The organism is Pseudomonas sp. FBCC-B1565, assembly GCF_059133265.1.
Map to the genome: position 1 here is coordinate 1,888,671 of NZ_CP101438.1, position 25,413 is coordinate 1,914,083.

The 25,413-nt window shown below is 64.0% G+C and carries 12 protein-coding genes; 6 read left to right on the forward strand and 6 right to left on the reverse strand.

Features of this window, described 5'->3' with window-relative positions; all coding sequences use genetic code 11:
• Positions 1 to 47 precede the first annotated feature (47 nt).
• The gene (locus tag NL123_RS09030; RefSeq protein ID WP_494357600.1) at positions 48 to 12,926 is read left to right on the forward strand and encodes a non-ribosomal peptide synthetase; all 12,879 of its coding nucleotides are present in this window, start codon (positions 48 to 50) and stop codon (positions 12,924 to 12,926) included.
• A gap of 110 nt (positions 12,927 to 13,036) precedes the next feature.
• Here the strand turns inward: NL123_RS09030 and dsbG are convergent, their stop codons facing one another.
• Genes dsbG through dsbD form a run of 3 tightly spaced genes read right to left on the reverse strand, consistent with a single transcriptional unit; the run spans position 13,037 to position 16,346 of the window.
• Entirely contained in the window at positions 13,037 to 13,798 is a 762-nt protein-coding gene (gene dsbG, locus NL123_RS09035; RefSeq protein ID WP_248483357.1) for a thiol:disulfide interchange protein DsbG, read from the reverse strand.
• A complete protein-coding gene (locus tag NL123_RS09040; protein ID WP_058424658.1) occupies positions 13,774 to 14,619 on the reverse strand; it encodes a TlpA disulfide reductase family protein in 846 nt (281 codons plus the stop codon). Before NL123_RS09040 ends, dsbG begins: the two co-directional genes overlap by 25 nt.
• A complete protein-coding gene (gene dsbD, locus NL123_RS09045; RefSeq protein ID WP_248483355.1) occupies positions 14,619 to 16,346 on the reverse strand; it encodes a protein-disulfide reductase DsbD in 1,728 nt (575 codons plus the stop codon). Before dsbD ends, NL123_RS09040 begins: the two co-directional genes overlap by 1 nt.
• 161 nt (positions 16,347 to 16,507) lie before the next feature.
• Here dsbD and NL123_RS09050 point away from each other — a divergent pair, with 161 nt between their 5' ends.
• The 5 genes from NL123_RS09050 (at position 16,508) to NL123_RS09070 (ending at position 21,350) form a co-directional block, all read left to right on the forward strand.
• A complete protein-coding gene (locus NL123_RS09050) occupies positions 16,508 to 17,188 on the forward strand; it encodes a response regulator (protein WP_028617287.1) in 681 nt (226 codons plus the stop codon).
• Entirely contained in the window at positions 17,185 to 18,507 is a 1,323-nt protein-coding gene (locus NL123_RS09055; protein ID WP_248483353.1) for an ATP-binding protein, read from the forward strand. The genes NL123_RS09050 and NL123_RS09055 overlap by 4 nt, the downstream gene beginning before the upstream one ends.
• Positions 18,508 to 18,631: 124 nt before the next feature.
• Positions 18,632 to 19,399, forward strand: a complete 768-nt coding sequence (locus tag NL123_RS09060; RefSeq protein ID WP_248483351.1) for an N-acetylmuramoyl-L-alanine amidase — start codon at positions 18,632 to 18,634, stop codon at positions 19,397 to 19,399.
• A 252-nt stretch (positions 19,400 to 19,651) separates the two neighbouring features.
• Complete coding sequence (locus tag NL123_RS09065; RefSeq protein WP_494357601.1) at positions 19,652 to 21,046, forward strand: aspartate aminotransferase family protein; 1,395 nt, start codon at positions 19,652 to 19,654, stop codon at positions 21,044 to 21,046.
• A gap of 82 nt (positions 21,047 to 21,128) precedes the next feature.
• Complete coding sequence (locus NL123_RS09070; RefSeq protein WP_071492739.1) at positions 21,129 to 21,350, forward strand: MbtH family protein; 222 nt, start codon at positions 21,129 to 21,131, stop codon at positions 21,348 to 21,350.
• Between the two features lie 124 nt (positions 21,351 to 21,474).
• Here NL123_RS09070 and NL123_RS09075 read toward each other — a convergent pair whose 3' ends face one another.
• The 3 genes from NL123_RS09075 to NL123_RS09085 form a co-directional block, all read right to left on the reverse strand.
• The gene (locus NL123_RS09075) at positions 21,475 to 23,643 is read right to left on the reverse strand and encodes a mechanosensitive ion channel family protein (RefSeq protein WP_494357602.1); all 2,169 of its coding nucleotides are present in this window, start codon (positions 23,641 to 23,643) and stop codon (positions 21,475 to 21,477) included.
• A gap of 52 nt (positions 23,644 to 23,695) precedes the next feature.
• Entirely contained in the window at positions 23,696 to 23,872 is a 177-nt protein-coding gene (locus tag NL123_RS09080) for a hypothetical protein (RefSeq protein WP_163034621.1), read from the reverse strand.
• Positions 23,873 to 24,081: 209 nt separating this feature from the next.
• The gene (locus NL123_RS09085; protein ID WP_248483342.1) at positions 24,082 to 25,371 is read right to left on the reverse strand and encodes a M18 family aminopeptidase; all 1,290 of its coding nucleotides are present in this window, start codon (positions 25,369 to 25,371) and stop codon (positions 24,082 to 24,084) included.
• Positions 25,372 to 25,413 lie beyond the last annotated feature (42 nt).

The following is a 25,413-nucleotide window of genomic DNA, read 5'->3' on the forward strand; positions in this document are numbered from 1 at the left end:
CCCCGAATTGTTGAATTTCCCGTAAGCCGATTTCAGGCAGGAACCCCATGATGGACGCCTTCGAACTTCCCCGCACCCTGGTCCAGTCCCTTCAACGTCGCGCCGCGCAGACCCCGGACCAGGTTGCCCTGCGCTTCCTCGCCGAATCCGCCGAGCACAGCGTTGTGCTCAGTTACCGCGACCTCGACCAGCGCGCCCGCACCATCGCCGCTGCGTTGCAGGCCAATGCCGAACTGGGCGACCGCGCGGTGTTGTTGTTCCCCAGCGGCGCGGATTATGTCGCGGCGTTCTTTGGTTGCCTGTATGCGGGGGTGATCGCGGTGCCGGCGTATCCGCCGGAGTCCACCCGCCGCCATCACCAGGAGCGCCTGCTGTCGATCATCAGCGATGCCGAGCCGCGCCTGTTGCTGACCATCGCCAGTCTCGCCGATGGCTTGGCGCAGATCGACAACGCGCCGCCGGTCCTGAGCGTCGATACCTTGCAGAGCGCTGGCGACTGGACCGCCCCCGACCTGCACCCCGATGACATCGCCTTCCTGCAATACACCTCCGGCTCCACCGCGCTGCCCAAGGGTGTGCAAGTCAGCCACGGCAACCTGGTGGCCAACGAAGTGCTGATCCGGCGCGGTTTCGGCATCGACCTAAACCCCGACGACGTGATCGTCAGCTGGCTGCCGCTGTACCACGACATGGGCCTGATCGGCGGCCTGCTGCAACCGATCTTCAGTGGCGTGCCGTGCGTACTGATGTCGCCGGCCTACTTTCTCGGCCGGCCATTGCGCTGGCTGGAAGCGATCAGCGAATACGGCGGCACCATCAGTGGCGGGCCGGATTTCGCCTATCGCCTCTGCAGTGAGCGGGTCAGCGACTCGGCCCTGGAACGCCTGGACCTGAGCCAGTGGCGCGTGGCGTATTCCGGCTCCGAACCGATCCGCCTCGACACCCTGGAACGCTTCGCCGAGAAGTTCGCCGCCTGTGGTTTTACCCCGAATAATTTCTTCGCCTCCTACGGCCTGGCCGAAGCAACCCTGTTTGTCGCCGGTGGCACTCGTGGCCATGGCATCCCCGCGCTGCGCGTCGACGAGCAGGCCCTGGCCGCCAACCGCGCCGAGCCGGGGCAGGGCAGTGCGATCATGAGTTGCGGCACCAGCCAGCCTGAACACGCTGTGCTGATCGCTGACCCGCACAGCCTCGCCGAACTGCCCGACAACCACGTCGGCGAACTCTGGGCCAGCGGCCCGAGCATCGCCCACGGCTACTGGCGCAACCCCGAGGCCACCGCCAAGACCTTCGTGCAACACGCCGGCCGTACCTGGCTGCGCACTGGCGACCTAGGGTTTATCCGGGACGGCGAGGTGTACATCACCGGCCGCCTCAAGGACCTGCTGATCGTGCGCGGCCACAACCTGTACCCGCAGGACATCGAGCAGACCATCGAACGCGAAGTCGAAGTGGTGCGCAAAGGCCGGGTCGCCGCGTTTGCGGTGAATGATCAGGGCCTGGAAGGCATCGGCATTGCCGCCGAAATCAGCCGCAGCGTGCAGAAAATCCTGCCGCCCGAAGCGCTGATCAAGGCGATCCGCCAGGCCGTCGCCGAGGCGTACCAGGAGGCGCCGAGCGTGGTGGTACTGCTCAACCCCGGCGCGTTGCCGAAGACTTCCAGCGGCAAGGTGCAACGTGCGGCGTGTGCGCTTCGTCACAAGGACGGCAGCCTCGACCGCTATGCGCAGTTCCCCGATCTGCAAGCGCAGGCGCGCACTGGGGCGCTGGAATCCGACCTGCAAAACCAGATCGCCGCGATCTGGTGCGAACAGTTGCAGGTCGCGACCGTTGCGGCCGATGACCACTTCTTCCTGCTCGGCGGTAACTCCATCAGCGCCACCCAAGTGGTCGCGCGCCTGCGTGAAACCCTTGGCCTGGAGCTGAGCCTGCGCCTGCTGTTCGAAGCGCCGACCCTGCAAGGTTTTGCCGCGACTGTCGCGCAATTGCAGCAGGATGGCGGCGTCGCCCAAGGCGTGATCCACCACCTGTCCCGTCACGAGGAACTGCCCCAATCCCTGGCACAGAACCGCCTGTGGATCACCTGGCAACTGGACCCGCAGAGCAGCGCCTACACCATCCCTGGTGCCCTGCGCCTGCGCGGTGAGTTGGACGAAGACGCGGTGCGCGCAAGCTTCCAGCAGTTGATCCAGCGCCACGAAGCCCTGCGCACGCGCTTCTACGAACGCGACGGCCAGGCTTTCCAGCGGATCGCTGCCAAGGCCGATTTCGACCTGCAGATCATCGACCTCAGCGACCTGCCCGCAGCCGAGCGTGAAGGCCGTGCGCAACAGATCCGCGAAGACGAAGCGCGCACCCAGTTCGACCTGGAAAAAGGCCCGCTGCTGTGGGTGACCCTGGTGCGCCTGGACGATGAAGACCACCAACTGTTGGTGACCCTGCACCACATCATCGCCGACGGCTGGTCGCTGAATATCCTTATCGATGAATTCTCACGCCTCTACGCCGCCGCTGCCCAGGGCCAGACCCTGGCGTTGCCGCCCCTGGCCCTGCACTACGCCGACTACGGCAGTTGGCAGCGCCAATGGCTGGCCGAAGGCGAAGGCCAGCGCCAACTGGCGTACTGGAAAACGCAACTGGGTGAAGAACACCCGAGCCTGAGCCTGGCCACCGACCATCCGCGCTCGGCACACCACCGCCATACGGCCTCGCGCCATAGCGTGCGCTTGGGTGCGAGCCTCAGCGAAGCCATTCGCCAGACCGCCCAGGCCAACGAATCCACGCCCTTCATGCTGTTGCTGGCAGCGTTCCAGAGCCTGCTCTACCGCTACAGCGGCCAGCGCGATATCCGCATCGGCGTGCCCAACGCCAACCGCCCGCGCCAGGAAACCCAAGGCCTGGTCGGCTTCTTCATCAACACCCTAGTGCTTCGTGCGGAGCTGGATGGGCGCCTGCCGTTCAACGAGCTGCTGGCCGCCACGCGCCAGACGGCCTTGGGCGCCCAGGCCCATCAGGACCTGCCGTTCGAGCAACTGTTGGAAGCTTTCCCGCAAGCCCGCGAACAGGGCCTGTTCCAGGTCATGTTCAACCACCAGCAACGCGACTTGAGCGCGTTGCGCCGCCTGCCGGGTATGCTCGCCGACGAGCTGCCGTGGCACAGCCGTGAAGCCAAGTTTGACCTGCAACTGCACACCGAAGAGGACCGCAACGGGCGCTTGAGCCTGTCGTTCGACTACGCCGATGAGCTGTTCGAAAACGCGACTATCCAGCGCCTGGCCGAGCACTACATCAACCTGTTGCACGCTGTCTGCGAACAGCCCCAGCAAGCCATCGGCGACCTCATGCTGATGCAGCACGACGAACAGGCGCTTTACAACGAAGCCCCCTGCGCGCCGGCCCAACAGTGGCTGCCCGACCTGCTCAACCAGCATACCTCGGACAGCACCGCGCTGGTCTGGGACGGCGGCAGCCTGACCTTCGCCCAACTGCACACCCAGGCCAACCGTCTGGCCCATTACCTGCGCGACAAAGGCGTCGGCCCGGACGTGTGCGTGGCCATCGCCGCCGAGCGTTCGCCGCAACTGTTGATAGGCCTGCTGGCGATCATCAAGTCTGGCGGTGCCTATGTCCCCCTCGACCCGGACTACCCCGCCGAACGCCTGGCCTACATGCTCAAGGACAGCGGCGTCCACCTGCTGCTGACCCAGACCGCCCTGCTGGAGCAAGTGCCGAATGCAGAAGGCGTGTGCGTGATCGCCATGGACAGCCTGCACCTCGACAGCTGGCCGACCCAGCCGCCCGGCCTGCACCTGCACGGCGATAACCTTGCCTATGTGATCTACACCTCCGGTTCCACCGGCCAGCCCAAAGGCGTGGGCAATACCCATGCGGCATTGGCCGAGCGCTTGCAGTGGATGCAGGCCACTTATCAACTCGACGCCAGCGATGTGCTGATGCAAAAGGCGCCGATCAGTTTTGACGTGTCGGTGTGGGAATGCTTCTGGCCGCTGATCACCGGTTGCCGCCTGGTGCTGGCCGGCCCCGGCGAGCATCGCGACCCGCACCGCATCGCGCAGTTGGTGCAGGCGCACGGCGTGACCACGCTGCACTTTGTGCCGCCGTTGTTGCAGCTGTTTATCGATGAACCGCTGGTGGTCGAATGCACCAGCCTGCGCCGCCTGTTCTCCGGTGGCGAAGCCTTGCCTGCCGAGCTGCGCAACCGCGTGTTGGCCCAGTTGCCGGCGGTGCAATTGCACAACCGCTATGGCCCGACCGAAACCGCAATCAACGTGACCCACTGGCACTGCCGCGCCGAGGATGGCGAACGCTCGCCGATTGGCCGTCCGCTGGGCAATGTGATCTGCCGTGTGCTGGATGAGCAGCTCAACCCCGTGCCCGTTGGCGTGCCGGGTGAGCTGTGTATCGGTGGTATCGGCCTGGCGCGGGGTTACCTCGGCCGTCCTGGGTTGACCGCTGAGCGCTTTGTCGCCGACCACCAAGGAACGCGCCTGTACCGCACCGGCGACCGTGCCCGGTGGAACGCCGACGGTGTGCTTGAGTACCTCGGCCGTCTCGATCAGCAGGTCAAGCTGCGCGGTTTCCGCGTGGAACCGGAGGAAATCGAAGCGCGCCTGCTCGCCCTGGATGGCATCGCCCAGGCCGTGGTGCTGGTGCGTGACGCCCAGTTGATCGGCTACTACACCGCCCATGCCGAACTGGGCGAACAGCAGGTCAAGAGCGCCCTGGCCGCCGAACTGCCGGAGTACATGGTGCCGGCGCTGCTGATGCGCCTGGACGCCATGCCGTTGAGCCCCAGCGGCAAGCTCGACCGCCGCGCGTTGCCGGAGCCGGTGTGGCAAACCCGTGAGCACGTCGAGCCTGAAACGCCGCTGCAACAGCAGATCGCCGCGATCTGGCGCGAAGTCCTTGGTCTGCCGAAAATCGGCCTGCACGATGACTTCTTCGCCCTGGGCGGCCACTCGCTGCTGGCTACGCAAATCATCTCCCGCACCCGCCAGGCGTGTGACGTCGAGTTGCCGTTGCGCACCTTGTTCGAAGCCAGCGAGTTGGGCGCTTTTGCCGAACAGGTCGGGCTGATCCAGGCGTCGGGGCAACGCAACCAACAAACCGCCATCGCCAAGGTCGACCGCAGCCAGCCGGTGCCGTTGTCCTATTCCCAGCAGCGCATGTGGTTCCTCTGGCAGATGGAGCCGGACAGCCCGGCCTACAACGTCGGTGGCATGGCGCGCTTGCGTGGCGTGCTGGACGTGGGGCGTTTCGAGGCGGCGTTGCAAGCGCTGATCATGCGGCACGAAACCCTGCGCACCACCTTTCCGAGTATCGACGGTGTGGCTTATCAGAAGGTCTCGACGCAGACCGGCCTGCGCATGGACTGGCAGGACTTCTCCGCGTTGGACGAAAGCGAACGCCAGCAGCGCTTGCAGCAACTGGCCGATCACGAGGCGCATACGCCGTTCAACCTGGAAACCGGGCCGTTGCTGCGCGCCTGCCTGGTCAAGGCCGCCGAGCGCGAACATTACCTGGTGTTGACCCTGCACCATATCGTCACCGAAGGCTGGGCCATGGACATCTTTGCCCGTGAACTCAGCGCGTTGTACGAAGCCTTTATCGACGAACGCCTGTCGCCGCTGGCGCCGTTGCCGGTGCAGTACCTCGACTACAGCGTGTGGCAGCGCCAGTGGATGGAAGCGGGTGAACGTCAGCGCCAGTTGGATTACTGGACTCGGCAACTGGGCACCGAACATCCGCTGCTCGAACTGCCTGGCGACCGTCCACGTCCGCCCGTGCAAAGCCATCGGGGCGAGTTGTACCGCTTCGATTTGAGCGATGACCTGGCCGCCCGCGTGCGTGCTTTCAACGCCGAACACGGCCTGACCCTGTTCATGACCATGACCGCCACCCTGGCCGTGTTGCTCTACCGCTACAGCGGCCAGACCGACCTGCGCATCGGCGCGCCCGTGGCCAACCGCATCCGCCCGGAAAGCGAAGGGCTGATCGGTGCGTTCCTCAACACCCAGGTGCTGCGTTGCCAGCTCAATGGGCAGATGAACGTGGCTGAACTGTTCGACCAGGTGCGCCACACTGTGATCGAAGGCCAATCCCATCAGGATTTGCCCTTCGACCACTTGGTGGAAGCCCTGCAACCGCCGCGCAGCGCGGCCTACAACCCACTGTTCCAGGTGATGTGCAACGTGCAGCGCTGGGAATTCCAGCAGAACCGCCAACTGGCTGGCATGACCGTCGAGTACCTGGCCAACGATGCGCGGGCGACCAAGTTCGACCTCAACCTGGAAGTCACCGACCTTGACCATCGTCTGGGTTGCTGCCTGACCTACAGCACCGATTTGTTTGACGAGCCGCGCATTGCGCGCATGGCGGAACATTGGCGCAATCTGTTGGAAGCGCTGATCGCCAGTCCCGAGCAGCGCCTGAGCGAATTGCCGTTGCTCAGCGCCACGGAACAGCGCGCGTTGCAGGACAGCCTGGGCGTCGAAGCGGGCGAGCACCGCCTTGATCAGTGCATTCACACGCTGTTCAGTCAGCAGGCGAAAGCCCGTGGCGATGCGCCCGCGTTGACCTTCGCCGGCGTGACCCTCAGCTACCGCGAACTGGACGCCCGCGCCAACCGCCTGGCCTGGATGCTGCGCGAGCGTGGCGTCGGCCCGCAAGTGCGTGTGGGGTTGGCACTGCCACGTTCCCTGGAAATGGTCATCGGCCTGCTGGCGATCCTCAAGGCCGGCGGCGCCTATGTGCCGCTGGACCCGGAATACCCGCTGGACCGCCTGCATTACATGATTGAAGACAGCGGCATCGGCCTGCTGCTCAGCGACGCGGCGATGTTCGAAGCCCTTGGCGAATTGCCGGCGACCGTGGCGTGCTGGTGCCTGGAAGATGACTTGCCGGTGCTTGCCAACTACCCAGCCGATGAGCTGCCGTTTATCAGCCTGCCGCACCATCAGGCGTACTTGATCTACACCTCCGGCTCTACCGGCAAGCCCAAGGGCGTGGTGGTGGCCCACGGTGAAATCGCCATGCATTGCGCGGCGGTGATCGAGCGGTTCGGCATGCGCCCGGACGACTGTGAGCTGCACTTCTATTCGATCAACTTCGACGCCGCCACCGAGCGCCTGTTGGTGCCGTTGCTCAGCGGTGCGCAGGTGGTGTTGCGGGCCCAGGGCCAGTGGGATGCAGAAGAAATCTGCGGGCTGATCCGCAGCCATCGCATCACTATCCTGGGCTTTACGCCGAGCTACGGCAGCCAGTTGGCGCAATGGCTGGCGACCCAGCAGCAGACGTTGCCGGTACGCATGTGCATCACCGGCGGCGAGGCGCTGACCGGCGAACACTTGCAGCGCATCCGCGCCGCGTTCCAGCCGCAAGTGTTCTTCAACGCCTATGGCCCGACTGAAACCGTGGTGATGCCGCTGGCGAGTCTCGCGCCCGAGCAATTGGAGGAGGGCGCGGCCAGCGTACCGATCGGGAGCATCATCGGTGAGCGCGTGGCCTATATTCTCGATGCCGACATGGCATTGGTGCCGCAAGGGGCGACCGGCGAGTTGTTCGTCGGTGGCGCCGGCCTGGCCCAGGGTTATCACCAGCGTCCGGGCATGACCGCCGAGCGTTTTGTCGCGGACCCGTTTGCGAGCAACGGTGCGCGCCTGTACCGCACCGGTGACCTGGTGCGCCAACGCGCCGATGGCCTGGTGGAGTACCTGGGGCGTATCGACCATCAGGTGAAGATCCGCGGCTTCCGTATCGAACTGGGCGAGATCGAAACCCGCCTGCTGGAACATGAAACCGTGCGTGAAGCGGTGGTGCTGGCGCTGGATTCGCCGAGTGGCAAGCAGCTGGTGGCGTACCTGGTCAGCGATGCCGAGCACGGCGCATTGCGCGATGCGCTCAAGGCGCATCTCAAGGCGCAACTGCCGGACTACATGGTGCCCGCACACCTGATCGTGCTCGACAGCATGCCGCTGACCTCCAACGGTAAACTCGACCGGCGTGCGTTGCCGCAACCGGATCCCGAGGCGAATCGCCAGACCTATGTTGCACCACGCAACGAGCTTGAGCAGACGTTGGCCGCGATCTGGTGTGCGGTGCTGAATGTGCAGCAAGTCGGCCTGGACGATAACTTCTTTGAACTGGGTGGCGACTCGATCCTGTCGATCCAAGTGGTCAGCCGTGCGCGGCAGGCCGGGATTCATTTCAGCCCCCGCGACCTGTTCCAGCACCAGACCGTGCAAACCCTGGCCGACGTGGCCTCGCGCTCCGAGCAGATCACCGCCGAGCAAGGCGTACTCACCGGCAGCTCGGGCCTCACGCCGATCCAGCACTGGTTCTTCGACAACGAGATCCCTAACCGTCAGCATTGGAACCAGGCGCTGGTTCTCAAGCCCCTGCAACTGCTGCAACCCCATCGTCTGGAGCAAGCGCTGCTGGCGGTGCTGGAACACCACGATGCACTGCGCCTGAGCTTCTCCCAGCGCGACGCGCGGTGGCACGCCGAGCATCTGGCCGTGCCGGAAGGCGGCGTGCTGATGCAGGCGCAAGTGCGTGATATGGCGCAGTGCACCGCGCTGTTCACCGACACCCAGCGCAGCCTCGACCTGCAACACGGCCCGCTGCTGCGCGCCTTGCTGGTGGACGGTCCCGAAGGGCAGCAACGCCTGCTGATCGCGATCCATCACCTGGTGGTGGATGGCGTGTCCTGGCGCGTCCTGCTCGAAGACCTGCAAACGGTCTACCGCCAACTGAGTGACGGCCAATCGGTCAGCCTGCCGGCCAAGACCAGTGCCCTGCGTGATTGGGCCGCGCGTTTGCAGGCGTATGCCGGCAGCGAATCCCTGCGTGAAGAATTGAGCCTCTGGCAGGACCAATTGGCCGGACCGGAAGTGGGGTTGCCGGTGACTCGCCCGCACGGTTCGTTGCGCAACCGCGATGCCGACACCGTCAGCGTGCGCCTGGATGCCGAACACGCCCGCCAGTTGCTGCAACAGGCCCCGAGTGCCTATCGCACCCAGGTCAATGACCTGCTGCTGACCGCCCTGGCCCGTGTGCTGTGCCGCTGGACTGGCCATGCTTCGGCACTGATCCAGCTGGAAGGCCACGGCCGTGAAAGCCTGTTTGATGACATCGACCTGACCCGCAGCGTCGGCTGGTTCACCAGTGCCTACCCGCTGCGCCTGACCCCGCAGGCCGGGCAGGGCGATTCGATCAAGGCGATCAAGGAGCAACTGCGCGGCGTGCCGCATAAAGGCCTGGGTTATGGCGTGCTGCGCTACCTGGCCGATGATGTGTGCAAGCACAGCATGGCCGCCTTGCCGAGCGCGCAGGTCACCTTCAACTACCTCGGCCAGTTCGACCAGAGCTTCGGCGCCGATGCGCTGTTCCACCCGCTGGATGAATCCGCGGGCCTGGCCCATGACCCGGACGCGCCACTGCCCAACGAGCTGAGCATCGACAGCCAGGTGTACGGCGGCGAACTGGTGCTGCGCTGGACCTTCAGCCGCGAACGCCATGATCAACAGAGCATCCGTGAACTGGCAGATGCCTATCTCGCTGAGCTGCAAAGCCTGGTCGCGCATTGCCTGCAGGACGATGCCGGTGGCCTCACGCCGTCCGACTTCCCGCTGGCGCACCTGACCCAGGCGCAACTCGACAGCCTGCCGGTGCCGGCCAGTGTCATCGAAGACGTCTACCCGCTGACACCGATGCAGGAAGGCCTGTTGCTGCACACCCTGCTGGAGCCGGGCACCGGCCTCTACTACATGCAGGACCGCTACCGCATCAACAGCGCCCTCGACCCCGAGCGTTTCGCCCAGGCCTGGCAGGCGGTGATCGCCCGTCACGAAGCCTTGCGCGCTTCGTTCTGCTGGAACGTCGGCGAAGACATGCTGCAAGTGATCCACGCACCGGGCAGCACGCCAATTGAATACCTCGACTGGAGTGCTGACCCGGAAAGCGAACATGAGCCGCGCCTGCAAGCACTGCTCAAGCAGGAGCGCGAAGCCGGTTTCGATCTGCTCAACCAGGCCCCGTTCCACCTGCGCCTGATCCGCGTCGGCGCCGAGCGCTACTGGTTCATGATGAGCAACCACCACATCCTCATCGATGCCTGGTGCCGTTCGTTGCTGATGAATGACTTCTTCGAGATCTACATGGCCCTCGGCGAGGGGCGCGAGGCGCAACTGGCCACACCGCCGCGCTATCGCGACTACATTGCCTGGCTGCAACGCCAGAACCTGAGCGAAGCACGTCAGTGGTGGCAGCACAACCTGCAAGGTTTCGAGCGCACCACACCAATCCCGAGTGACCGGCCGTTCCTGCGTGACCACGCCGGCCACGGTGGCATGGTGGTGGGCGACTGTTACACCCGCCTCGACGCTCGCGACGGTGCACAATTGCGTGAGCTGGCCCAGGCTCACCAACTGACGGTCAATACCTTCGCCCAGGCAGCGTGGGCGCTGGTATTGCGCCGTTTAAGTGGCGACCGTGACGTGCTGTTTGGCGTCACAGTGGCCGGGCGCCCGGTAGAGATGCCCGAGATGCAGCGCACCGTTGGCCTGTTCATCAACAGCATCGCGCTGCGGGTGAAGCTGCCCGAGGACGACCAGCGTTGCAGCGTGCGCCAGTGGTTGAGCGGCTTGCTCGACAACAATATGCAACTGCGCGAGTACGAATACCTGCCGCTGGTGACGATTCAGGAACACAGCGAACTGCCCAAGGGCCAGCCGCTGTTCGACAGCCTGTTCGTGTTCGAAAACGCCCCGGTGGAAGTCTCGGTGCTGGACCGTGCACAAAGCCTGAATGCCACCTCGGACTCCGGCCGCACCCACACCAACTTCCCGCTGACGGCCGTGTGCTATCCGGGGGATGACCTGGGGCTGCACCTGTCCTACGACCAGCGCTACTTCGACGAGACCACCGTGCAAGCCATGCTCGGCGAGTTCAAGCGCCTGCTGCTGGCGCTGGTGCAGGGCTTCCATGGCGACATGGCGGACTTGCCGTTGATTGGCGAACAGGAGCGCCAGTTCCTGGTGGAGGGCTGCAACCAGAGCGAGCACGCCTATCCGCTGGAGCGCAGCTATGTCGAGTTGTTTGAGGACCAGGTGGCCGCGCATCCGCAGCGCATCGCCGCCAGTTGCCTCGATCAGCAGTGGACCTACGACGAACTGAACCGCCGCAGTAACGGCCTGGGTCATGCGCTGATTGCAGCCGGCGTGGGCCTCGATCAACCGGTGGCGTTGCTGGGCGAACGTAACCTTGACCTGCTGGGCATGATCATCGGCAGCTTCAAGGCCGGTGCCGGCTACCTGCCGCTCGACCCAGGCCTGCCAAGCCAGCGTCTGCGCAGCATCATCGACCTGAGCCGCACGCCGCTGCTGGTGTGCACCGAGGTGTGCCGCGAGCAGGCCATCGAGTTGCTGGACGGCTTCGATTGCCAATTGCTGGTGTGGGAAGAGATACCGGCACGTGGTGAAAACCCGGGAATCTACAGCGGCCCGGACAACCTCGCCTACGTGATCTACACCTCGGGCTCCACCGGCCTGCCCAAGGGCGTGATGGTGGAACAGCGCGGCATGCTCAATAACCAGTTGAGCAAGGTGCCGTACCTGGCCTTGAGTGACGCGGATGTGATCGCGCAGACCGCTTCGCAGAGCTTCGATATTTCTGTGTGGCAGTTCCTCGCCGCACCGTTGTTCGGTGCGCGGGTGGACATCGTGCCGAACACTATCGCGCATGATCCCCAGGGCCTGTTGGAACATGTGCAGGCCCAGGGCATCACCGTGCTGGAAAGCGTGCCGTCGCTGATCCAGGGCATGCTGGCCCAGGACCGTATCGGCCTGGACGGCCTGCGCTGGATGTTGCCGACCGGTGAAGCGATGCCACCGGAACTGGCGCATCAATGGTTGCAGCGTTATCCGCAGATCGGGCTGGTGAATGCCTACGGCCCGGCGGAATGCTCGGACGATGTGGCGTTTTATCGCGTCGACCTGGCGTCGACCCGAGGCACCTATCTGCCGATCGGCACGCCGACCGACAACAACCGTTTGTACCTGTTGGATGGTGCGCTGGAGCTGGTGCCCCAAGGTGCGGTAGGCGAGTTGTGCGTCGCCGGTACGGGCGTTGGTCGCGGTTATGTCAGTGACCCGCTGCGCACTGCGCCGGTGTTTGTGCCGAATCCGTTCGGTGCGCCGGGCGAGCGGCTGTACCGCACCGGCGACCTCGCGCGCCGTCGCAGTGACGGTGTGCTGGAATACGTCGGACGTGTCGACCACCAGGTGAAGATTCGCGGTTACCGCATCGAACTGGGTGAAATCGAAGCGCGCCTGCACGAACAACCGGAAGTGCGCGACGCGGCGATGGGTGTGCAGGAGGGCGTCAACGGCAAGCACCTGGTCGGCTATCTGGTGGCGGCGGATGAGGCACTGAACCCAAGCGAACGCCTGGACCGCATCAAGCAACGCCTGCGCGCCGAGCTACCGGAATACATGGTGCCGCTGCACTGGCTGTGGCTCGACCGCCTGCCGCTCAACGCCAACGGCAAACTCGACCGCAAGGCCCTGCCGGCGCTGGAGATCGGCCAGTTGCACAGCCAGGACTACCTGGCACCGCGCAATGAGCTGGAAACCACCTTGGCAGACATCTGGGCCGAAGTGCTGAAAGTCGAGCGGGTAGGGGTGCAGGACAACTTCTTCGAACTGGGCGGGCATTCGTTGCTGGCCACGCAGATTGCCTCGCGGGTGCAGAAGACCTTGCAGCGGGATGTGCCGCTGCGGGCGATGTTTGAGTGCAGCACGGTGGCGGAGTTGGCCGAGTATATCGAGGGGTTGGCGGCGAATGAGATCAGTGCCGAGAAGGTGGATCGGTTGAGTGATTTGATGGCGGAGTTGGAGGGGCTTTAATTTTCGCTGTCAGTCAGGGCCTCATCGGGGGCAAGCCCCCTCCCACATTTGGAGCGCATTTCTAATGTGGGAGTGGGGCTTGCCCCCGATGGCGTCAGTCAAGGCGCCGCCTACTTCGGCCCAAGTATCTTCACCAACTTCTCCGGCGAAGGCGCCCCTTGCTGCTGCTGCAACCCCCCCTTGTCATCCAGATAGAAAATCGCCGGCGTCGCCGACAACTCCAGCTCATCCATCAACTTCATGTTGCTATCAAGCTTGGCCTCGATATCCGCCGGAATCTTGGCCAGCGCCTGCAACTTGCTGCCTTTACCGGCGGCCTCATGTTCTTCCAACGCTTTCTGCGGGTCTTTGGCGGCAAACAGCGCGGCGGATTTGCCCGGGCTGTCTTCGCGGATGATGCCAACCATGATGTGGCGCAGCTGCACTTTGCCGGCCTTTACCCACGGACGCGCCTGTTCCCAGAACATGTTGCAGTAAGGGCAGTTGGGGTCGCTGAACAGGTAGACGATGCGTGGCGCCTTGACGTCGCCGTCCTGGATCCAGCTGCTTTTTTCCATCTTGGCCCAGACTTCCTTTGCCATCGGTGCGTACACCAGTTTTTCCAGCGGCGCGCTGCTCAGGTCGTTGCCTTGGGCGTCGTACAGGTTGCCGGCGATCACGCTTTTGCCGTCGGCGGTCAGGTACAGGGCCATGCCACGGTTCTGGTAGCGGGCGGCGTAGCCAGTGAGGCCGCTGGGGGCGTCGAATTTGCCGAGGATCTTGGCGCCCTTGGCCTCGATCTGTTTGATCGGTGCGGGCCAGTCTTCGGCCTGGGCCAGGGTGGCCGCGAGTGTCAGCGGCAGCAGGGTCAGCAGGTGGCGGAGGCTTGGCATGTCGGTTTCCTTTCAGGGGCGGTGTCGAAGGGTTCCATGGCGCGGGCCAGGCTGGCCTGGGACAACTCGCCGAGGTGGCTGTTGATCAGGCGCCCATCGGCTCGGTAGAACAAGGTGGTCGGCAAGGCCATCGAGCCCACGGCCTGGCCGAGGCGGCCGCTGGCGTCGAACAGCACGTTGTCGAGGGTCAGGCCCTGGGTCGCGAGAAAGGTACTGACGCTCTGCATGCTTTCGGCCTGGTTGACGAACAGGAAGGTCACATCGGGACGTTGGTGTTGGGCACGCTCCAGCACCGGCATTTCGCGGCGGCACGGCGGGCACCAGGTGGCCCACAGGTTGATCACCAGCGGGCCGCCCTTGTAGTCGGCCAATTGCACCACCTCGCCATTGGCATTGCGCAGGGTTATCTCCGGCAACTGCGAGCCCTTGTCATACAGGCTCAGGGACAAGCTGGTCATGCCCCAGAACACCAGGCCGGTGATCACCCCGGCGCTCAGTGGCTTGCGCAGGGCTGGGCGGCGCCAGCCGTAGGCGAGAGCGCCCAGGACCAGGGCGATCACGCCGGGCCAGGCAAGGAAGCCGCCGTCGCGCAGGTCGACCATCTGCACCCAGTCGTTGCGGTAGTCGCTCCAGTACATCAGCACAAAGCTGACGCGGGCAGCGAGCATGCCCAGCAGGAACAGGCTGAACAGCACCGATTCCGGGTTTTCACCACCACGCTTGGCCACGCGCCAACCCACCAGGGTGGCGAGAATCAGCGCGCTGATCAGCAGGATGTGATTCAGGGCGATGGCGAAGGTGCCGATGGTCAGGGTCAGCATCAGAGAGCGTCTCGGGTTTGCGTCCAGCGTTGCAGGAAAGCGGCGGCATCCACTTCGCCGGTGATGCGTTGGGCGCGGCGTTCTTCACCGTCCGGGCCGATCCACACGAAGCTCGGTGGGCCAGGCACTTTGTAGCGGCCGAGCAGCGCGCGGCTGGCGGCGTTGTCGGCGGTGACGTCCAGGCGCAGCAGGCGTACGTCTTTGAGTGCCTGCATGACTTCGGGTTTGCCGAACACCTGTTTTTCCATGATCTTGCACGACACGCACCAGTCGGCGTAGTAGTCCACCAACACCCATTGGCCTTGGGCCTTGGCGCTGTCGAGCTGGCTTTGCAGCACGGCCGGGTCGTTGATGGTCATGAAGGCATCGTGGGCGGACGCTGCGCCGGCGACCCGTGAACCGCTGTAGACCTTCAGCGGTTGCCACAGGTCGTCGCTGCCCCCCGCTGCGCCCACCACCAGCACCGCGCCCCACAGGCCCAGTACCAGGGAACCTGCGCCAAACACTTTGGCGGCCAGACCGTATTCGCGGGCCAGGGTCCAGCCGCAGTAGGCCATGATCAGCGCGAGTACGCCCCACAGGCCGATCCACAGGTTTTCGCCGACCACCGGGCGGATCATCAACACGGCGGTGCCGAGGAACAGGAAGCCGAAGATGCCCTTGAGCACGTTCATCCAGGTGCCCGGCTTGGGCAGGAAGCGGTTGCCCACGGTCACCAGCAGCAACAGCGGAATGCCGATGCCGATGCCCATGGCGAACAGGATCAGGCCACCGTGCAGCGCATTGCCGCTCTGGGCGATGTACAGCAGGGCGCCGGCCAGGGGCGCGGTCATGCACGGGCCCACCAGCAGGCCGGATAGCGCACCAAGAATCCCTGCCCCCACCAGGCTGCCGCCGCTTTGCTGGCGGCTGACGTTGTCCAGGCGGTCGCGCAGGAAGGCCGGCAGTTGCAGCTCGAAGAAGCCGAACATCGGCAGGGCAAGAACCACGAAGAGGGCGGCGAAGCTGCCGAGAATCCAAGGTGTTTGCAGCCAAGCGGCGAGGTTGCCACCCAAAAGCGCGGCCAATACGCCCAGCGCCGCATACACCAACGCCATGCACACCACGTAGCTGCTCGCCAAGGCAAAACCGCGACGCGGGCTGGCGCCACTGCCCACCACCAGGCCGGCGAGAATCGGCAACATCGGCAACGAACACGGCGCAAACGCCAGTAACAGGCCGAGGCCGAAGAATATCAACAGGCTCCAGCCCAGGCTGCGCTGTTGCAAACCGCTGGCCAGGCTCTGGTCCTGGGCTTGTGCGGTGGCGGCGACGGCGGGGTTGCCACCCAGGTCCACGGTGATCGACTGCGGCGGGTAGCACAGGCCCGCGTCGGCGCAGCCCTGCCAGCCCAGCTTGACCTGGCCGGTGGCGCCGGCGGGAATCTTCACTTCCAGGCCTTGGCGATACACTTCCTGGTCGCCGAAGAACTCGTCGGTGTGGGCCTCGCCTTTGGGCAGCACGGGCTTTTCGGCCAGGCCGTCGAATTTCATGCGCTGCTTGTACAGGTAATAGCCGTCGGCAATCTGCCAATACAACTGGGTCTCGCCACTTTCAAGACGTTCGGAGGTAAAGGTGAAGGCCTTGCCCACCGGGAGGAAATCGGGTTTGGTCTCAAACGGGTTGCCCGGCGCGGCCTGGGCCAGCCCCGCGAACAACACCAGCAGAAAGGTAAACAGATGCCGCATGGTCAGGCCTTAGTTCGATGCAAGTAGGCACACAATGTGTGGCGTTGATTAACCGATGATTAACCACGGCTATTCTAGATTGAGTGTGGGGTGTTTAGCGGCATAATCTGCGCTTAATCCGCAGCCCCTTTAATCCCCCCATCTTTCATGAAGGGTTCACCATGCACGTACTGGTCTGTGAAGACGACAAACTGATCGCCAGCGGCATTGTGGCCGGCCTCACCGCCCAGGGTTTCACCGTCGAACACGTGGCCACGGCCGGTGCCGCACGCGCGATGCTCAAGGCGGCGACGTTCGACATCATGGTGCTCGACCTGGGCCTGCCGGACGAAGACGGCCTCAAGTTGTTGCAGCAACAGCGCAGCCAGGGCCTGGAGATACCGGTGCTGATCCTGACCGCGCGGGACTCGGTGACCAACCGCGTCGACGGCCTGCAAGCCGGCGCCGATGACTACCTGCTCAAACCCTTCGACCTGCGCGAACTCGCCGCGCGCCTGCAAACCCTGTTGCGACGGGTGGCGGGGCGCAGCGTCAACCTGATCGAGCATGGCCGCCTGGCTTACGACCCCAGCAGTCGCGAAACCTTCCTGGGCGGCGAGCCCGTCGACCTGTCGCGTCGCGAACAGGCGCTGTTGCAAGCCCTGCTGCACAACAAAGGCCGGGTACTCTCCAGCGAACAGCTCAAGGACAGCGTCTACGGCTTCAACGACGAGCTGGAAAGCAACGCGCTCAACGTGCATATCCACCACCTGCGGCGCAAATTGGGCAATGGCATCGTCGAGACCGTGCGCGGCCTCGGGTATCGCCTTGGCCCGGCCGATGGAGGCGAGGACGCATCGTGAAAAGCCTGCGTCTGCGCCTGACGTTCAAGCTGGGCGCCGCCTTTGTGCTGATCTGGGCCCTGGCGGCGGCCTGGATGCTCAACGACCTGCGCAACCAGATGATGTTCTCCCTCGACCAACGCCTGGTGGCGTCGGCACGCATGGTGGCGGGGCTGACCGAACAGATGCCGGGCCTGGCCAGCGTCAGCGGCGGCGCGCATTTCAGCGCTGAACAATTGAATGTGCCCGGCGGCATGGCCTGCCAGGTCAGTTCCCTGCGCGGGGAAATCCTGGCGCGCAGCCACACCACGCCGGATGAGGGGTTGGAGTCGCGCAAGAGCGGGTTTCGCGACCAGGTCGTCGATGGCGTGGGCTGGCGCAGTTTCACCCTGTCCCGGGGTGACCTGCTGATCACCACGGCCGATCGGCAAGTGGAGCGCGAGGCGCTGAACCTGTCGATCCTGCTGGCAGCGTCGGTGCCGGTGGGCGTGGCGATGCTGGGCTGCCTGTGCCTGTTGTGGCTGGGCATCGGCCAGAGCCTGCTGCCGCTCAACCGTATGCGTGACGCCTTGATGCGCCGCAGTGCCGACTCCCTTGAACCGCTGCAGATCCACCCGTTGCCCAGCGAACTCGAGCCGCTGCTCGACACCCAGAACCAGCTGTTGCAACGCATCGCCAAGACCATCGAGCGCGAGCGCCGCCTCACCGGTGACGCCGCCCACGAACTGCGCAGCCCGCTCACCGCGATCAAGACCCACCTGCAAGTGGCGCGCATGACCGAGGGCGCGGCCCGCGACCAGTCCCTGGCCCATGCCGAGGAGGGCGCCGACCGCCTGCATCGGACCCTGGAGCAATTGCTGTTGCTGGCCCGGGTGGAGGGCAACCTGTCGTTTGACGATGGCATGCACTCCAGTGCCGAAGAAGTAGCGCGCCTGGCGATCCAGGATGCCAATGCCGGTGACAACTCGCGCATCGACCTGATCCTGCCGGACAACCTCTCGGCCACCCCGGTGGGGATGCCGGTGGGCCTCGCTGTCGCCGCCTTGCGCAACCTGCTGGACAACGCGTTGCGCCACACGCCGACGGACACCCGGGTGGAGCTCAGCGTGTTCACCGAAGCCGATAATGTGGTGTTCCGCGTGCGTGACCACGGCAAACAGATTGCCGCCGAGGACCTGCAGTACCTGACCCAACGCTTCTGGCGCAACGGTAACAGCGAAGGCTGTGGCCTGGGCCTGGCGATTGTGCAAGCGATCGTGCAACGCTGTTCCTGCTCGTTGAAATTCGACAGTCGGCCGGATGGTTTGCGCGTCGACCTGGGCATGCCGTTGCGCTGCTGATCACTTTTCTTTCAAGTGCCAAATAGTTACCGCCCTCCTGAAGTTCAAGCCTTCAGGATGGCGGTAATTTTTTTGCGCTTGAACGGGCTGAACGACTCGGCCTGTATTGAAAAGGACGGTTCTCATGTTGGTCATCGATACCAGTTTCCCTGCCAGAGGCTTCAACGAACGCAACGGCGAGCCCGTGCGGCAGGTGATCCTGCATTACACCGCAGCGCCTTTTGGTGCCTCCCTGCGTACCCTGACTCAGGATGGGGTGAGTGCCCACTACTTGCTGCCCGACCCTGATGAGCCCGACTATCGCGCGGCGGGCTATGAAGAGCTGCGTGTCTTCCGGTTGGTGGAGGAAGACAAGCGTGCCTGGCACGCCGGGGTGAGTCATTGGGCGGGGCGCGACAACCTCAACAGCCGTTCGATTGGCATCGAGATCGTCAACCTGGCGCGGGATGACGGTGGCGTGTTCAGCTTTCCTGCCTACGCGCAGGAACAGGTCGACGTATTGATTGCGCTGGTTCGCGACATTCTTGGGCGATACCCGCAGATCGGGCCCACCGACCTCCTCGGGCATGCGGACGTGGCGTTCGGGCGCAAGAGCGATCCGGGGCCGCGCCTGCCTTGGCGGTGTCTGCATGAAGCAGGGGTGGGGGCCTGGTTTGATGAGGCGACGCGGGCGATGTATCAGCGCCGGTTTTGCCTGGGCCTGCCGCCGGAGGTCGAGGTGGAGCGGGCGTTTCAACGCTATGGCTATGCGCCGGCGAAGAATCGGCAAGGGTTTGAACAGAGGACGCGGGCGTTTCAGATGCACTTTCGGGCGCGGGATTACTGCGGGTTTCTGGATGCGGAGACCTGCGCGATTTTGTATGCACTGAACGAAAAATACCGCGGTCTATGACGCCGAACGCAGTTCCAATGTGGGAGGGGGCTTGCTCCCGATTGCAGTCTGCCAGTCACAACACCAGTGACTGATCCACTGCAATCGGGGGCAAACCCCCTCCTACATTTGGTTTTGAGTGATCAAAGGCCCTAAATCCCCTCGACGCTGGTGCGTTTCCAGAACAGGAAATCCGTGCGCATGCCCCTTGGGGCCAGACGCCAGCGGATCGGCAGTTTGGTCACCATCATCAGCGTATTGAGGGATCGAGAAATGTCAGTCGCTACCAGCCGTATCGAAGACGCCCAGGTGCATGAAACGCTTTACCAGTTCGACGAAACCCCGCTGCTGGCCCGTCAGCGCCAGCAGGAATCCAATGCCCGCAGCTACCCGCGGCGCATTCCCCTGGCACTCAAGCGTGCCAAGGGGATTTACGTGGAAGACGTCGAAGGGCGCAGCTTCATCGACTGCCTGGCGGGCGCCGGCACCCTCGCGTTGGGGCATAACCATCCGGTGGTGATCGAGGCTATTCAACAGGTGCTGGCCGATGAACTGCCCCTGCACACGCTGGACCTGACCACCCCGGTCAAGGACCAGTTCGTGCAGGACTTGTTCGGTTTGTTGCCGCCCGCGCTGGCCCGGGAAGCGAAAATCCAGTTCTGCGGCCCCACCGGCACCGATGCGGTGGAAGCTGCGTTGAAGTTGGTACGCACCGCCACCGGGCGCAGCACCGTATTGTCCTTCCAGGGCGGTTACCACGGCATGAGCCAGGGCGCCTTGAGCCTGATGGGCAGCCTGGGGCCGAAGAAACCCCTGGGCGCCTTGCTCGGCAATGGTGTGCAATTTTTGCCATACCCCTACGACTACCGTTGCCCGTTCGGCCTGGGTGGCGCGGAAGGCGTGCGGGTCAACCTGCATTATTTGGAAAACCTGCTGAATGATCCGGAGGCCGGTGTATTGCTGCCGGCGGCGGTGATTGTCGAAGTGGTGCAGGGCGAGGGCGGCGTGATTCCGGCTGACCTGGACTGGCTGCGCGGCCTGCGCCGCATCACCGAGCAGGCAGGCGTGGCGTTGATCGTCGATGAAATCCAGAGCGGTTTCGGTCGCACCGGCAAGATGTTTGCCTTTGAGCACGCCGGGATCATCCCGGATGTGGTGGTGATGTCCAAGGCCATCGGCGGCAGCTTGCCGCTGGCGGTGGTGGTGTATCGCGACTGGCTCGACACCTGGCTGCCGGGCGCCCATGCCGGGACCTTCCGTGGTAATCAGATGGCCATGGCGGCGGGTTCGGCGGTGATGCGCTACCTCAAGGATCACGACCTGGCCGGCCACGCGGCGGCCATGGGCGAGCGCCTGGGTGAACACCTGCGCATCCTGCAGCGCGACTTCCCGCACCTGGGGGATATTCGGGGCCGTGGGTTGATGCTCGGCGTGGAGCTGGTCGACCCGAACGGCACGCCGGACATTCAAGGCCATCCGCCCGTGCATCGCCAATTGGCGCCGCTGGTGCAGCGTGAATGCCTCAAGCGCGGGCTGATCCTCGAACTGGGCGGTCGGCACGGCAGTGTGGTGCGCTTCCTGCCGCCATTGGTGATCACTGCCGCCGAAGTGGACCGGGTGGCGGACATCTTCGGTCGCGCGTTGGCGGCAGCGGTCGCCAGCCTCTAATTTTTTGCCAGCCTGGTACGTTTCTACAGATATCAGGGCTGCGCACGGTGCGCAGCCAGCCTTTTAGCGATGGAGAACAGCAATGACCTCAGTATTTGACCGCGACGACATCCTGTTTCAGGTAGTGGTCAACCATGAAGAACAGTATTCCATCTGGCCCGACTACAAGGCCGTGCCGGAAGGCTGGCGCACCGTGGGCAAGAGCGGCCTGAAGAAAGAGTGCCTGGCCTATATCGAAGAAGTCTGGACCGACATGCGCCCGTTGAGCCTGCGCCAGAAGATGGATGGCACTGCGATCGCGTAAACGCCACAGATCAAAAATGTGGGAGGGGGCTTGCCCCCGATGATGGAGTGTCAGTCGACTAATGAGTGACTGATACACCGCCATCGGGGGCAAGCCCCCTCCCACATTTTGAGCTGTGTTGCTTTCAGGTATTTTTTTCTTTGTCTAATCCGCCCGAAGCCCCCGTCACCACCTGCACGCTCAAGCGTGGTGTGGCCAGGTCCAACCCCGCCTCATCCAGATGCCGTTTCAGCGAAAGGTTGAACGCCCGCGACACTTCCCACTGTTTGATCGGCGCCGTCTTGAACCGCGCCCGCAGGATCGCGCTGCCCGACTCGAAACTCTCCACCCCCTGAATCTCCAACGGCGACCAGATGTTGCGGCGTTGCAGCGGGTCGTTGCGCATCTTCTGGCCGACATCGCGCATCAGCTTGATGGCGTCGTCGATTTCCATGTTGTAGGGGATCGCCACCCGGAAGATCGCGTAGCCGAACTCCCGCGAGTAGTTCTTGATGCTCTTGATCTCGCTGAATGGGATGGTGTGCACAATGCCGTCGATATCCCGCAGGCGCACAGTGCGGATGGTCAGGCCCTCCACCGTGCCCAGGTGGCCGCCCACATCCACGTAGTCGTCGATGGCCAGGGAGTCCTCGATGATGATGAACAGGCCGGTGATCAAGTCCGCCACCAGCGACTGCGCGCCGAAACCAATGGCCAGGCCGATCACACCGGCGCCCGCCAGCAGCGGCGTGACGTTCATGCCCATGTTCGCCAGGGCGACGATGGCAGCAATGATAAAGATGGTCACGAACAGCACGTTGCGGATCAACGGCATCATGGTCTGCGCCCGCGCGTTGGCCAGGCCTTTGCGCGAGCGGGTGAGGGCATGGTGGATCGCGGTGTCGCTGAGAATCCAGATCAGCCAGGCGAACAGCAAGGTCCCGGCCAGGCCGAACAGCTTGACGCTGACTTCATGGCCATCGCCTTCGGTAAAGCGGATCAGCGACAGGCCCCACACCCGCAGGCCCAACTCGATAAACACCAGCCACACGATCAGGTGGGCCAGGGTGTAGACGAAGCTTTTCAGGCGTTCGGAATACAGCGCGTGACGCTTGTGCCCACGCTGCGGTTTGAGCGCGTGGCGACGGACCAGGCCGTTGATCACCATGCACAACACCAGCAGCACCGTACACAACAGCGACTGGCGCAACGCCGTGCTGGTATCGCCGGCAGACACGAAGGTGGCGAACAGCGAGATGCCCACCAACAGCAAGGCCGGGATGTACCAGAAGGAGCCGATGATTTCGATGGTGTCGCTGAGGGCGCGGCGCGTCAGGCGACGCGACAGCGGTTGGTTGCGGATCAGGTGGGCGATGGGCCGACGGAAACGCAGGATGAATACACCGGTCGACAGCGCCGCCATCACATTGGCGACCGTCGCGGCGGTGTGGGACAGGTGCTGGCCCAGGGCCTGGACCAGTCGCGGGTCGCTCAAGGCCTCGCCAAAGGCGGCAAAACTGCCGATCCACCATAGCGGGCGGAACGCCTGGTGCCGCAGGATATACAGCGCGCGATGACGGTGCGGGCCGTCGAGTACCGAAAAAGCAATCACGCAGATCGCCGAGAAACAGGTGCCTACCACCAGTGCGTAGGCCAGCACCATCGCCAGGGACTTGCCCAGGGACGAGGGCAGGGCGTAGCTCAGGTACACGGTGATCACCAGGGCGATCATCCATGGGCCGAGCTTGCGCAGGGCGAAGCGCACCATGTCCCAGGTGCGTGGATGTTGCGGCAATTCTTCAGGCAGGCCGAAACGTTCGCGCACCCGATGGCTGAGCCAGATCAGCGCGTAGGCCAGCAGGCTCCACACGGCGAGTATCAGGGCAAAACCGAAAATGATCGGCAGCCATTCGTTGGCCGGCAGCATCAGCGCACTGAGTTCTTCCTTGGCCTGGTCGACTTCGTCGGACCAGCGTTCCAGCGGGCTGTCGGCCCCGGAGAACTGTGCCTCCAGGTTGGCCAGGGTGCCGCCGATCAACCCCAGCACGCCTTCTTCGGCGGCCGGTTGGGCCTTTTGCGTGGCGGCGCGCAGCTTTTTCAGGTCGCTCAGCAACTGGGTGCGCTGCTGGTCGTTTTCCAGGGTCTTGATCACCTCGTCCAGCGACTGCCCCAGTGGCACTTCGGCCTGGGGCTGGGTCTTGTTGGTACTGCCCAACAAGCCGGGCAGACCCACGGCATGGGCAGGCGTGAGCGGCAGCAAGGTGAGCAGGGCAATCAGGCAATAGCAGGGCAGGGCAAACAGACGGGAAAGCACGAGGCGGTCAACCTTGGAAACGACGGGTTGAGCGAGTGTACGAGTGCAAGCGTCATTCGGCCAGTTTGGCGAGGATCTTGTACACCACGGTGCCCAGTATCAGCAGCATGCCGAGCCACATGCCGAACACGCCGAGGGGCTTGTCGCGAAAGTTGAAACCCACGGCCAACATGATCATGCCGATCAGGATAGGGATAAGCATGGCGTGGAAGGAGGACATGGAGATCATGGTGCGACGGCCTTGTCGGAGTGGGAATACTGACAAGTCTAGGTCGGATTGCAGAAAGTGCAGGTGATGCAGGTCAGGTATACGCAGATCTAATGTGGGAGGGGGCTTGCCTCCGATTGCAGAGGGTCAGACTACAAATATAGTCACCGATCCGCCGCCATCGGGGGCAAGCCCCCCTCCCACATTTTTGACCGAGTCAGCCCAAATTATCAGGGCAGATCGTGGCTCGCGTAGAACGCCCCCAACACCTTCACCAGGTGCGCCAGGTCATGGCTGCCGCACAGTTCGCGGATGGAGTGCATGGCGAACGTCGGCAGGCCGATGTCCACGGTGCGCACGCCCAGGTGGCTGGCGGTGATCGGGCCGATGGTCGAGCCGCAGCCCATGTCGCTGCGCACCACGAAGCTCTGCACTGGTACTTCCTGGGCCATGCACAGGTGGCGGAAGAACCCGGCGGTTTCGCTGTTGGTGGCGTAGCGCTGGTTGCTGTTGACCTTGATCACCGGGCCGGCGTTGAGCTTGGGGCCGTGATTGGCGTCGTGTTTCTCGGCGTAGTTAGGGTGAACGCCGTGGGCATTGTCTGCCGACACCAATAGAGATTTCTGGATAGTGCGTACGAATTCATCACCTTCCGGCAGCAGGCGACGCAGGGTCTGCTCCAGCATCGGGCCATCGGCGCCGCATGCCGAGCAGGAACCGACTTCTTCGTGGTCGTTGCACACCAGCACGCAGGTTTCTTCGCTGTCGCTGGTGAGCAAGGCTTGCAGGCCGGCGTAGCACGACAGCAGGTTGTCCAGGCGTGCGCCGGCGATGAAGTCGCCATTCAGGCCAATGACCGCAGCGCTTTGCGTGTCATAGAAACTCAACTCGTAGTCGAGCACCACGTCGGCGTTCAGCCCATGCTCGCGCGCCAGTTGATCGGTAAGCACGGCGCGGAAGTCCACGCGCTCGTCACCGGCAAATTGCGCGAGGATCGGCGGCAGCTCGGTCTGGGCATTGATCGCCCAACCCTGGTTGGCTTCACGGTTGAGGTGAATGGCCAGGTTTGGAATGATCGCGATGGGCAGCTTGAAGTCGATCAACTGGCTTTCGACCTTGCCGTCGCGGCGGAAGGTCACGCGGCCGGCCAGGGACAGGTCGCGGTCAAACCACGGCGCCAGCAATGCACCACCATAGACTTCCACACCCAACTGCCAGAAGCCCTGGCGTTGTAGCTCAGGCTGCGGCTTGACCCGCAGGCACGGGCTGTCGGTGTGGGCGCCGACCAGGCGAATGCCGCCCTGCAGCGGCGAATGGCGGCCGAGCTTGAAGGCGATGATCGAGGAGTCGTTACGGGTCACGTAATAGCGCCCGTTGGCCTCGGTGGCCCAGGTCTCGCGCTCATCGAGACGCTGGTAACCGGCCGCTTCCAGGCGCTGGGCCAGGGCAGCAGTGGCATGAAAAGGAGTAGGGGAGGCCTTGAGGAAGTCGATCAGGCCTTGATTCAACGCTTCGCGCATAAATAGCTCCAGACAACAATGCCGCGAGTTTACCGTATTTAT

Excerpts from the sequence above, each read along its gene's own strand:
- NL123_RS09080 (WP_163034621.1), bottom strand. The coding sequence starts at position 23,872 with ATGATCTCCATGTCCTCCTTCCACGCCATGCTTATCCCTATCCTGATC.
- NL123_RS09060 (WP_248483351.1), top strand. The coding sequence starts at position 18,632 with ATGTTGGTCATCGATACCAGTTTCCCTGCCAGAGGCTTCAACGAACGC.
- NL123_RS09050 (WP_028617287.1), top strand. The coding sequence starts at position 16,508 with ATGCACGTACTGGTCTGTGAAGACGACAAACTGATCGCCAGCGGCATT.
- NL123_RS09070 (WP_071492739.1), top strand. The coding sequence starts at position 21,129 with ATGACCTCAGTATTTGACCGCGACGACATCCTGTTTCAGGTAGTGGTC.
- NL123_RS09065 (WP_494357601.1), top strand. The coding sequence starts at position 19,652 with ATGTCAGTCGCTACCAGCCGTATCGAAGACGCCCAGGTGCATGAAACG.
- NL123_RS09040 (WP_058424658.1), bottom strand. The coding sequence starts at position 14,619 with ATGCTGACCCTGACCATCGGCACCTTCGCCATCGCCCTGAATCACATC.
- NL123_RS09085 (WP_248483342.1), bottom strand. The coding sequence starts at position 25,371 with ATGCGCGAAGCGTTGAATCAAGGCCTGATCGACTTCCTCAAGGCCTCC.
- NL123_RS09030 (WP_494357600.1), top strand. The coding sequence starts at position 48 with ATGATGGACGCCTTCGAACTTCCCCGCACCCTGGTCCAGTCCCTTCAA.
- dsbG (WP_248483357.1), bottom strand. The coding sequence starts at position 13,798 with ATGCCAAGCCTCCGCCACCTGCTGACCCTGCTGCCGCTGACACTCGCG.
- dsbD (WP_248483355.1), bottom strand. The coding sequence starts at position 16,346 with ATGCGGCATCTGTTTACCTTTCTGCTGGTGTTGTTCGCGGGGCTGGCC.